Source organism: Streptomyces sp. C, assembly GCF_000158895.1.
GTDB lineage: Bacteria > Actinomycetota > Actinomycetes > Streptomycetales > Streptomycetaceae > Streptomyces > Streptomyces racemochromogenes.
Map to the genome: position 1 here is coordinate 5,609,233 of NZ_GG657750.1, position 10,231 is coordinate 5,619,463.

At 72.6% G+C, this 10,231-nt stretch carries 11 protein-coding genes; 10 read left to right on the forward strand and 1 reads right to left on the reverse strand.

The window, feature by feature from the left end; all coding sequences use genetic code 11:
• Positions 1-91 precede the first annotated feature (91 nt).
• From SSNG_RS25510 to mutM, 9 genes are all read left to right on the forward strand, one after another.
• A complete protein-coding gene (locus SSNG_RS25510; protein ID WP_007266796.1) occupies positions 92-1,777 on the forward strand; it encodes a DAK2 domain-containing protein in 1,686 nt (561 codons plus the stop codon).
• A 26-nt stretch (positions 1,778-1,803) separates the two neighbouring features.
• A complete protein-coding gene (gene recG, locus SSNG_RS25515) occupies positions 1,804-4,011 on the forward strand; it encodes an ATP-dependent DNA helicase RecG (protein WP_007266797.1) in 2,208 nt (735 codons plus the stop codon).
• A gap of 73 nt (positions 4,012-4,084) precedes the next feature.
• Positions 4,085-4,663, forward strand: a complete 579-nt coding sequence (gene rsmD, locus SSNG_RS25520) for a 16S rRNA (guanine(966)-N(2))-methyltransferase RsmD (protein WP_007266798.1) — start codon at positions 4,085-4,087, stop codon at positions 4,661-4,663.
• Positions 4,664-4,677: 14 nt separating this feature from the next.
• Positions 4,678-5,157, forward strand: coding sequence for a pantetheine-phosphate adenylyltransferase (gene coaD / locus SSNG_RS25525; protein WP_042801881.1), 480 nt, complete (start codon positions 4,678-4,680; stop codon positions 5,155-5,157).
• A 105-nt stretch (positions 5,158-5,262) separates the two neighbouring features.
• Positions 5,263-6,333 carry a hypothetical protein gene (locus SSNG_RS25530; protein WP_007266800.1) on the forward strand — a complete coding sequence of 357 codons (1,071 nt, stop codon included), beginning with the start codon at positions 5,263-5,265 and terminating at the stop codon, positions 6,331-6,333.
• A 78-nt stretch (positions 6,334-6,411) separates the two neighbouring features.
• Positions 6,412-7,110 (forward strand): DUF177 domain-containing protein, encoded by a 699-nt coding sequence (locus SSNG_RS25535; protein WP_241695117.1) that lies wholly within the window; start codon positions 6,412-6,414, stop codon positions 7,108-7,110.
• A 2-nt stretch (positions 7,111-7,112) separates the two neighbouring features.
• Positions 7,113-7,286, forward strand: coding sequence for a 50S ribosomal protein L32 (rpmF, locus tag SSNG_RS25540; RefSeq protein ID WP_003965982.1), 174 nt, complete (start codon positions 7,113-7,115; stop codon positions 7,284-7,286).
• 19 nt (positions 7,287-7,305) lie between these two features.
• Complete coding sequence (gene rnc / locus SSNG_RS25545) at positions 7,306-8,127, forward strand: ribonuclease III (protein WP_007266802.1); 822 nt, start codon at positions 7,306-7,308, stop codon at positions 8,125-8,127.
• An 84-nt stretch (positions 8,128-8,211) separates the two neighbouring features.
• On the forward strand, positions 8,212-9,081 hold the full coding sequence (mutM, locus tag SSNG_RS25550) for a bifunctional DNA-formamidopyrimidine glycosylase/DNA-(apurinic or apyrimidinic site) lyase (protein ID WP_007266803.1): 870 nt from the start codon (positions 8,212-8,214) through the stop codon (positions 9,079-9,081).
• Here mutM and SSNG_RS25555 read toward each other — a convergent pair.
• A complete protein-coding gene (locus SSNG_RS25555; protein ID WP_007266804.1) occupies positions 9,054-9,458 on the reverse strand; it encodes a helix-turn-helix domain-containing protein in 405 nt (134 codons plus the stop codon). The two genes, mutM and SSNG_RS25555, sit on opposite strands and share 28 nt — an antisense overlap.
• A 131-nt stretch (positions 9,459-9,589) precedes the next feature.
• On the opposite strand from SSNG_RS25555, the gene SSNG_RS25560 reads away from it, so the two are divergent.
• Positions 9,590-10,201 carry a flavodoxin family protein gene (locus SSNG_RS25560; protein ID WP_007266805.1) on the forward strand — a complete coding sequence of 204 codons (612 nt, stop codon included), beginning with the start codon at positions 9,590-9,592 and terminating at the stop codon, positions 10,199-10,201.
• Positions 10,202-10,231 lie beyond the last annotated feature (30 nt).

Consider the following 10,231-nt stretch of genomic DNA (forward strand, 5'->3'; position numbering starts at 1 on the left):
ACGGGGCCCTGCTCCGCCCCGGGGCCCCCGAGCGGAGGGCTCCCTTCGTTACCCTGCGGTGAACCCTGGCCCGCACAAGGAGGAACGCCCGGTGGCGCACGAGCCTGGCCCGCACACCCTCGACGCCGAAGCGGTGCGCACCTGGAGCTCGCTGGCCCTGGCCGCACTGGGCCGGGCCCGCGAGGACATCGACGCGATCAACGTCTACCCGGTCGCGGACGCCGACACCGGAACCAACCTCTACCTCACCGCCGAGGCCGCCGACCGCGCCCTCGACGAGTCCCTCGCCGGCGTGACGGACCCCACAGCCGCCCCCGCCTCCCTCGCCGAAGCCGTACGGGCCTACGCGCACGGCGCGCTCATAGGCGCCCGGGGCAACTCCGGGACCATCCTCGCCCAGCTGCTGCGCGGGGTCGCCGACGTCCTCGGCGCCGAGGCCGACCCCGCCGGCCCAGCCGCCCCCGCCGACCCAGCCGACCGCGCCCCGGGCCCGCTGCTCGCGCGGGCCCTGACCCGCGCCGCCGAGGAGGCCTACCGGGCCGTCGCGCACCCGGTCGAGGGCACCATGCTCACCGTCGCCGGAGCCGCCGCCCGCGCCGGTGCCGCCGCCGCGACCGCCGCCGCCACCGCCGCCGAGGTGGCCCGCGCCGCCTACGACGGGGCCCGCGCCGCCCTCGCCGAGACCCCGGGCCAGCTGCCCGCGCTCGGGGAGGCCGGAGTGGTCGACGCCGGGGGCTGCGGCCTGGTCGCCGTACTCGGAGCCCTCTGGCAGGCGCTGTCCGGCCAGGAACCCGCCGCCGAACCGGTACGCGGCCCCGGCGTGCCCGTACCCCTGGCGCTGGACCCGGAGCCCTGCGGGCAGGAGCAGGGCGGCCCCGCGTACGAGGTGGTCTACCTGCTGGAGGCCTCCGACGAGGCCGTCGCCGGACTCCGCTCCGGCCTCGACCAGCTCGGCGACTCCCTGGTGGTGGTCGGCGGCGACGGGCTGTGGAACGTCCACGTGCACGTCGACGACCCCGGCGCGGCCGTCGAAGCCGGCGTCGAAGCCGGCCGGCCGCACCGCATCCGCATCACCCACTTCGGCGACCAGCGCCGCCGCGCCGCCGCCCCCCGGGCCCAGCGGGCCGTCGTCGCCGTCGTCCAGGGCGAGGGCCTGGCCGCCCTGTGCGGGGAGGCGGGCGCCACCACCGTGCTGGCCCGCCCCGGGGAGCAGCCCGTCACCGCAGAGCTGCTCGACGCCGTCCGCCGGGCCCACGCCCGCGAGGTCGTCCTGCTGCCCGGCGGCCCCGAACTGCGCGCCGCCGCCGCGGCCGCCGCCGAACAGGCCCGCGCCGAAGGGGTACGGGTCGCCGTGATCCCCACCCGCTCCGCCGTCCAGAACCTGGCCGCCCTCGCCGTCCACGACCCGGACGGCAGCTTCGACGAGGACGTCGTCGCCATGACCGCGGCCGCCGGCGCCACCCGCTACGGGGAACTGGCCGTCGCCGAACGGCAGTCCTTCACCTCCGCAGGGATCTGCCAGGCCGGGGACGTCCTCGGGCTCATCGACGGGGACGTCGCCGTCATCGGCGCGGGCCTGCCCGAGACCGCCGAAGCCGTCCTGAAGCGGATGCTCGGCTCCGGCGGCGAACTGGTCACCCTCGTCCTGGGCCCCGAGGTCCCGGACACCCTGGCCGCACGCCTGGAGGCGTACGTCCAGCACGCGCACCTGGCCGTCGACACCGTCACCTACCGCGGCGGCCGCTGGTCGGCGCCCCTGCTCATCGGAGTCGAATAGCCGGCTTGTCAGCGCGATGGTGTGCAATGGAACACGTGCCCGCGCTCGACGAAGACCTCAAGAAGACCCTCGGACCCGCCACCGCCAAGGTGCTGGCCGAGCAGCTCGGCCTGCACACGGCCCTGGACCTGCTCCACCACTACCCCCGGCGCTACGCCGAGCGCGGCGAGCTGACCTCGCTGGCGGACCTCGCCGACCAGCTCGACGAGCACGTCACCGTCGTCGCCCAGGTCGCCGACGCCCGCCTGCTGACCTACCACGGCAGCCGCGGCGGCGGGAAGCGCCTCGAAGTCACCATCACCGACGGCAGCGGCCGCCTCCAGCTGGTCTTCTTCGGCGCCGGCGTCCACAAGCCGCACAAGGAGCTGCTGCCCGGCAGCCGCGCCATGTTCGCCGGCAAGGTCTCCCGCTTCAACCACAAGCTCCAGCTCGCGCACCCGGCGTACGAGCCCCTCGGCGCCGACGCCTCCGACCGCGACGCCGCCACCGCCTTCGCCAACCAGCTGATCCCCATCTACCCGGCCTGCGCCAAGCTGGAGTCCTGGAAGATCGCCAAGTGCGTGGACGCGGTACTGCCCCGCGCCCAGGAGGCCGTGGACCCGCTCCCGCCCGCCCTGCGCGAGGGCCGCGGACTCGTCCCGCTCACCGAGGCGCTCCTCAAGATCCACCGCCCCGCCACCAAGGCCGACATCGAGGACGCCCGCCAGCGCCTGAAGTGGGACGAGGCCTTCGTCCTCCAGGTCGCCCTGGCCCGCCGCCGCCACGCCGACTCCCAGCTGCCCGCCGTCGCCCGCCGCGCCACCCCCGGCGGCCTCCTCGACGCCCTCGACGCCAAACTGCCCTTCACCCTCACCGACGGCCAGCAGAAGGTCTCGAAGGAGATCTTCGACGACCTCGCCACCAGCCACCCCATGCACCGCCTCCTCCAGGGCGAGGTCGGCTCGGGCAAGACGCTGGTCGCCCTGCGCGCCATGCTCGCCGTCGTCGACTCCGGCGGGCAGGCCGCGATGCTCGCGCCCACCGAGGTGCTCGCCCAGCAGCACCACCGGTCGATCACCGAGATGATGGGCGAACTCGCCGAGGGCGGCATGCTCGGCGGCTCCGACCAGGGCACCAAGGTGGTCCTGCTCACCGGCTCCATGGGCACCGCCGCCCGCCGCCAGGCCCTGCTCGACCTGGTCACCGGCGAGGCCGGCCTCGTCATCGGCACCCACGCCCTGATCGAGGACAAGGTGCAGTTCCACGACCTCGGCCTGGTCGTCGTCGACGAGCAGCACCGCTTCGGCGTCGAACAGCGCGACGCCCTGCGCTCCAAGGGGAAGCAGCCCCCGCACCTGCTCGTCATGACCGCCACCCCGATCCCGCGCACCGTCGCCATGACCGTCTTCGGCGACCTGGAGACCTCCGTCCTCGACCAGCTGCCCGCCGGCCGCTCCCCGATCGCCACCCACGTGGTCCCCGCCAGGGACAAGCCGCACTTCCTCTCCCGGGCCTGGGAGCGGGTCCGCGAAGAGGTGGAGAACGGCCACCAGGCGTACGTGGTCTGCCCGCGCATCGGCGACGGTGAGGACGATCCCAAGAACAAGAAGAAGGCCTCCGCCGAGGACGAGGCCGAGAAGCGGCCGCCGCTGGCCGTGCTGGAGATCGCCGAGCAGCTCACCCGGGGCCCCCTCGCCGGGCTGTCCGTCGAGGTCCTGCACGGGCGGATGGACCCCGCCGACAAGGACGACGTGATGCGCCGCTTCGCCGCCGGAGAGGTCAAGGTGCTGGTCGCCACCACCGTCATCGAGGTCGGCGTGAACGTCCCCAACTCCACCGTCATGGTGATCATGGACGCGGACCGCTTCGGCGTCTCCCAGCTCCACCAGCTGCGCGGACGCGTCGGCCGCGGCTCCGCCCCGGGCCTGTGCCTGCTGGTCAGCGAGATGCACGAGGCCAGTCCCGCCCGGGCCCGGCTCGCCGCCGTCGCCGCCACCCTCGACGGCTTCGAGCTCTCCCGGATCGACCTGGAACAGCGCCGCGAGGGCGACGTGCTCGGCCAGGCCCAGTCCGGCGTCCGCTCCTCGCTGCGCATGCTCGCCGTCATCGACGACGAGGAGGTCATCGCCCAGGCCCGGGAGGAGGCCACCCGCGTCGTCGCCGCCGACCCCGAGCTGGAGCACCTGCCCGGGCTGCGCACCGCGCTGGACGCGCTGCTGGACGCCGAGCGGGAGCAGTACCTGGAGAAGGGCTGAGGCGCACGACCTATCGTTGGAGGCCAGAACGGAGGCCAGGGCCTCCCCCGACCGCCCCAGCGAAGGACCCCAGATGACCCGCGTGATCGCCGGCACCGCCGGCGGGCGGCGGCTGGCCGTGCCGCCCGGTACCGGTACCCGCCCGACCTCCGACCGGATGCGCGAAGGGCTCTTCTCCACCTGGGAGTCCCTGCACGGCGTCGACGGCTCCCGCGTCCTCGACCTCTACGGCGGCTCCGGCGCCGTCGGCCTGGAGGCCCTCTCCCGGGGCGCCGCCCACACCCTGCTGGTGGAGGCCGACGCCAAGGCCGCCAAGGCCATCCGGGACAACATCAAGGCCCTGGGCCTGCCCGGCGCCGAATTCCGGGCCGGCAAGGCCGAGCAGATCGTGGCCGCCGCCGCATCCGGGGACCCGTACGACATCGTCTTCCTGGACCCGCCGTACGCCGTGGAGCACGCCGATCTCGGCGAGATCCTCCTCACACTCCGCGCCAATGGCTGGCTCACGGGCGACGCGCTCGTCACGGTGGAGCGCAGCACGAGGAGCGGACCGTTCCCGTGGCCGGAGGGGTTCGAGCCGCTGCGTTCGCGCAAGTACGGCGAAGGCACCCTTTGGTACGGTCGCGCCGCCTTCACCAGCGAAGACTCATGAACGAGGGAGCTCAGTTGCGCCGCGCCGTCTGTCCGGGATCCTTCGACCCCATCCACAACGGACACCTCGACGTCATCGGACGCGCCGCCAGGCTGTACGACGTCGTGCACGTCGCCGTGATGATCAACAAGTCCAAGCAGGGCCTGTTCACCATCGAGGAGCGGATCGAGATGATCCGCGAGGCGACCGCCGACTACGGCAACGTCGAGGTCGAGTCCTTCCACGGCCTGCTCGTCGACTTCTGCAAGCAGCGCGACATCCCGGCCATCGTCAAGGGCCTGCGCGCGGTCAGCGACTTCGACTACGAGCTCCAGATGGCCCAGATGAACATGGGACTGTCGGGCGTCGAAACGCTGTTCGTCCCGACCATCCCGACCTACAGCTTCCTGTCGTCCTCCCTGGTCAAGGAGGTCGCCACCTGGGGCGGCGACGTGGCCCACCTGCTCCCCGCGCACGTCCACGCGGCACTGGTCGAACGGCTGCGCGCGAAGTGACCCGGCGCCGGACGGGCCGGTCTTCCCCGGCCCGTCCCGCGGGTCCGTCCGGGGGCCCTACAGTCGTCTCTCGTCAGTCCTAGGCCGAGAGAGCGCGAGCCCCCCATGGACGTACAGAAGAAGCTGGACGAGATCGTCGCGGCCGTGGGCGGAGCCCGCACCATGCCGATGTCCGCCTCCTGCGTGATCAACCGTGCGGAACTCCTCGCCCGGCTCGAAGAGCTGCGGGAGGCCCTGCCCGGCTCGCTCGCCCAGGCCCGGGAGCTCATCGGCGGGCGCGAACAGCTGGTCGACGAAGCCCGCCGGGAGGCGCAGCGCATCATCGAGTCCGCGCACGCCGAGCGGGGCTCGCTGATCTCCGGCACCGAGATCGCCCGCCGCTCGCAGGGCGAGGCGGACCGGATCCTGGCCGAGGCCCGCCGGGAGGCCGCCGAGATCCGGGCCGAGGCCGACGACTACGTCGACAGCAAGCTCGCCAACTTCGAGGTCGTGCTCAGCAAGACCATCGGCTCGGTGGACCGCGGCCGGGAGAAGCTGCTCGGCCGCGGACCCGGCACGGACGAGCACGGCCGGGACGACAGCGGCGCCCCCGAGCCCAGCCCCGACCCGGAGACCCGGCGCGAGCAGGCGGACGCGTACGTGGACCAGAAGCTCGCCACCTTCGAGGCGGTGCTCTCCAAGACCCTGGAGGCCGTCGGCCGGGGCCGCCAGAAGCTGTTGGGCCGGGCGCCCGCGGACGACCTCGGCGCCCACATGGCCGCCCAGGACGCCGCCGGGGCCCAGGGGGCCCGCCCGGCGAGCGACGCGGAGTTCCTGGCCGGCCTGGCGGACCCGGGCCCCGTGCCGCCGCCGCTGCCCGCCCGGCCGGAGCCGGTGTACGACGGGTACGCGGCGGCGTACCCCGCGCAGCCCGCAGCCCACCCCCAGCAGGACGGCTACGCGTACCAGGACCCCTACGCGGCCTACCCGCAGCAGCCGGACCCGTACGGCGGATACCAGCAGCAGCCCGACCCGTACGCCTTCTACCAGCAGCCGCAGCAGCCCCAGCAGCCTCAGCACCCCCAGCAGCCGGCGCTCGACGAGACCAGCCTCTTCGACACGAGCATGATCAACCTGGCGCAGGTGCACCCGGGGGTACCTCCCGTGCGCAGCTACGGTGGAGGCGAGGGGCGCTGAGCCCGGATTGGGCTCAGAGCGAAGCGCCGGGTATCCTGGCTCTTCGGTCGCGCGTATGCGTCGCGATCCATGCTGCCCGTGAGCGGCGGAATTCTTGATCTTCAGCGATCTGTGAAAGCAGGAACGGCCCTGAACACCCGCCTTGACCACCGCAACCCCCTCGTGTTCGACACGCACGAGCTGGGTCGGCGTCCTGGTGCCATGCAGCGGCTGTCCCGCGAGATCCCGGCACCGGCGGACTTCGGTCTCGTCGACGTCATCGGAGTGCCGGAAGGCGCGCCGCTGAAGCTCAACCTCCGCCTCGAGTCGGTCATGGAAGGGGTGCTTGTCACAGGCACCGTCCGTGCATCGGCGACGGGGGAGTGCGTAAGGTGTCTGGAGACCGTCGAGCGCGAGCTCAAGGCGGACTTCCAGGAGATGTTCTCGTACCCTGACGCCGACGACCGGGGCCGCCCCAAGGCGGAGCCGGCCGACGACGCCGAGGACGACGAGGACATGCTCCTCCTCGAGGACGGCTTGTTCGACCTCGAACCCGTGCTGCGCGATGTGGTGGTGCTCGCACTGCCCATGCAGCCGGTGTGCCGGGAGGACTGTCTCGGACTGTGCCCCGATTGCGGGCTCAGCCTGAACGACGACCCGGAGCACCACCACGACGCCGTCGACATCCGTTGGGCGGCATTGCAGGGACTCGTCACCGATCAGGGCGATGAGAAGGACAACATGAGCGGCACTGCGTCTGACGGAGTTCAGAGCGCCGCCGAGAAGCAGGAGAAGTAGCCGTGGCTGTTCCGAAGCGGAAGATGTCGCGCAGCAACACGCGCCACCGCCGGTCGCAGTGGAAGGCTGCGGTCCCCACCCTGGTTTCGTGTGAGCGTTGCCAGGAGCCGAAGCTCCAGCACATCGCGTGCCCGAGCTGCGGCACCTACAACAAGCGCCAGGTCCTCGAGGTCTGAGCGGCTGGTGAGAGGCGCAATGTCTGAGCTGTCCAACGCTGAGAAGCAGGCAGACAGTAACAACGCGGCCTCGTCCCACACGCTTCTGGAAGGGCGGCTCGGGTATCAACTCGAGTCCGCCCTTCTGGTGCGTGCGCTGACCCACCGTTCGTACGCGTACGAGAACGGCGGTCTGCCCACCAACGAACGCCTGGAGTTCCTCGGGGACTCCGTGCTCGGCCTGGTGGTCACGGACACGCTGTACACCACCCACCCCGACCTGCCGGAAGGCCAGCTGGCCAAACTGCGGGCCGCGGTGGTCAACTCTCGTGCGCTGGCGGAGGTCGGGCGCGGCCTCGAACTCGGCTCCTTCATCCGGCTCGGCCGGGGCGAAGAGGGCACGGGCGGCCGGGACAAGGCCTCCATCCTCGCCGACACCCTCGAAGCGGTGATCGGCGCGGTCTATCTCGATCAGGGCCTCGACGCGGCCTCGGAGCTGGTCCACCGGCTCTTCGACCCGCTCATCGAGAAGTCCTCCAACCTCGGTGCCGGCCTGGACTGGAAGACCAGTCTCCAGGAGCTCACGGCGGCCGAGGGTCTCGGCGTACCGGAATACCTGGTCACCGAGACGGGACCGGACCACGAGAAGACCTTCACAGCTGCCGCCCGCGTCGGTGGTGTCTCGTACGGCACCGGTACCGGCCGCAGCAAGAAGGAGGCGGAGCAGCAGGCCGCGGAGTCCGCCTGGCGCGGCATCCGCACCGCGGCGGACGAGCGCAAGGCGGCGGAAGCCGCTGCCGCCGCCGCTCCGGCACAGGGCGACGGGGCGCCGACGCCCGCCGACCCGGCGCCGGACGCCTGACCGCCTTCTTCTACAGTGACCCCGTCGCACCCCGGTGCGGCGGGGTTTCCTGTTCGACGCCGCGCCCCCTCCAGGAGGAACACCATGCCCGAGCTGCCCGAGGTGGAAGTCGTGCGGCGCGGCCTGGAGCGGTGGGTGGCCGGGCGGACCGTCGCGGCGGTGGAGGTGCTGCACCCCCGGGCCGTACGCCGTCACCTGGCGGGCGGCCCCGACTTCGCGGCGCGCCTGGCGGGGCAGACCATCGGGGTGCCGCGGCGGCGCGGGAAGTACCTGTGGCTGCCGCTGGAGGGCCGGGACCTGTCCGTCCTCGGCCACCTCGGGATGAGCGGGCAGCTGCTGGTGCAGCCGGCCGACGCCCCCGACGAGAAGCACCTGCGGATCAGGCTCCGCTTCGCCGACGACACGGGCACCGAACTGCGCTTCGTCGACCAGCGCACCTTCGGCGGGCTCTCGCTCCACGAGACCGTCCCCGGCAGCGCCGAGGGACTGCCGGACGTGATCGCGCACATCGCCCGCGACCCGCTGGACCCCCTCTTCGACGAAGGGGCCTACCACCTGGCGCTGCGCGCCAAGCGCACCACCGTCAAGCGGGCGCTGCTGGACCAGTCGCTGATCAGCGGGGTCGGCAACATCTACGCCGACGAGGCGCTGTGGCGCGCCAGACTGCACTACGAGCGCCCCACCGCGACCCTCACCCGCCCCCGGAGCGCGGAACTCCTCACGCACGTGCGGGAGGTCATGAACGCCGCGCTCGCCGTCGGCGGGACCAGCTTCGACAGCCTGTACGTCAACGTGAACGGCGAGTCCGGCTACTTCGACCGGTCGCTCGACGCCTACGGGCGCGAGGGGGAGCCCTGCCGCCGCTGCGGCACCCCGATGCGCCGCCGGGCCTGGATGAACCGGTCCAGCTACTTCTGCCCCCGCTGTCAGCGGCCGCCGCGCGCCGCGTCGTAGGCCTCCCGGGAAGCGAGCACCTCGTCCATGCTGCCCTCCAGCAGCTGGATCAGGGCGCGCAGGCGGTCGGCGACCTCCCGCCCCAGGGGGGTCAGCTCGTAGTCGACGCGGGGCGGGTTGGTCGGCTGCGCCTCGCGCAGCACGATCCCGTCCCGCTCCAGGGCGTGCAGCGTCTGGGAGAGCATCTTCTCGCTCACGCCGTCGATCCGGCGGCGCAGCTCGTTGAACCGGCAGGGGCCCTCGCGCAGTGCGCCCACGGTGAGGCTGCCCCATCGGCCGGTGACGTGTTCCAGGGTTTCGCGCGAGGGGCAGGCGCGCGCGAAGACGTCGAACGGCAGGTCGGCCGTGACGGCTTCGGTACAGGCGGGGTTCTCCATGAAAACTAGCGTACTCCTGGAGTGCGCTAACTGTCTGCTTGCGCTTTCCAAAAGTTAGTGCTTCTCTGGTCGCAGCGCAGTCCTGCGCCCCGGTCGCACTGCGCCGCCCGACGTTTTCGAGGAGAACAGTCATGTCCGCGAACACCCACACCCCCGTCGTCTCCGTCGCCTACCACTCCGGCTACGGGCACACCGCCGTGGTCGCCGAGGCCGTACGGGCCGGCGCCGCCGACACGGGCGCCACGGTGCACCTGATCAAGGTCGACGAGATCACCGACGCCGAATGGGCGCTGCTGGACGAGTCGGACGCGATCATCTTCGGCTCGCCGACCTACATGGGCACGGCGTCGGGTGCCTTCCACGTCTTCGCCGAGGCCTCCTCGAAGCGCTGGTTCGGCGACGTCTGGCAGGACAAGGTCGCGGCCGGCTTCACCAACTCGGGCTCCAAGGCCGGCGACAAGCTGAACACCCTGCAGTTCTTCCAGGTCCTGGCCGCGCAGCACGGCATGAGCTGGGTCAGCCTGGGCCTGAAGCCGGGCTGGAACCACAGCGGTGGTGCCGAGTCCGACCTCAACCGCCTCGGCTTCTCCACCGGCGCGGCCGCCCAGACCAACAACGACGAGGGCCCGGACGCCGTCCACAAGTCCGACATCGCCACCGCCGAGCACCTGGGCCGGCGCGTCGCCGAGCACACCCGCGTGATCGTCGCGGGCCGTGCGGCCCTCGCGGCGGCCGGAGCCTGACCTCGGAGTCACCCGCGCGGATACGCGGAC

What these genes read in the sequence shown, in the direction of transcription:
- recG (WP_007266797.1), top strand. Translation starts at nt 1,804, where the DNA reads ATGGAACACGTGCCCGCGCTCGACGAAGACCTCAAGAAGACCCTCGGA.
- rsmD (WP_007266798.1), top strand. Translation starts at nt 4,085, where the DNA reads ATGACCCGCGTGATCGCCGGCACCGCCGGCGGGCGGCGGCTGGCCGTG.
- SSNG_RS25530 (WP_007266800.1), top strand. Translation starts at nt 5,263, where the DNA reads ATGGACGTACAGAAGAAGCTGGACGAGATCGTCGCGGCCGTGGGCGGA.
- rnc (WP_007266802.1), top strand. Translation starts at nt 7,306, where the DNA reads ATGTCTGAGCTGTCCAACGCTGAGAAGCAGGCAGACAGTAACAACGCG.
- mutM (WP_007266803.1), top strand. Translation starts at nt 8,212, where the DNA reads ATGCCCGAGCTGCCCGAGGTGGAAGTCGTGCGGCGCGGCCTGGAGCGG.
- SSNG_RS25555 (WP_007266804.1), bottom strand. Translation starts at nt 9,458, where the DNA reads ATGGAGAACCCCGCCTGTACCGAAGCCGTCACGGCCGACCTGCCGTTC.
- SSNG_RS25560 (WP_007266805.1), top strand. Translation starts at nt 9,590, where the DNA reads ATGTCCGCGAACACCCACACCCCCGTCGTCTCCGTCGCCTACCACTCC.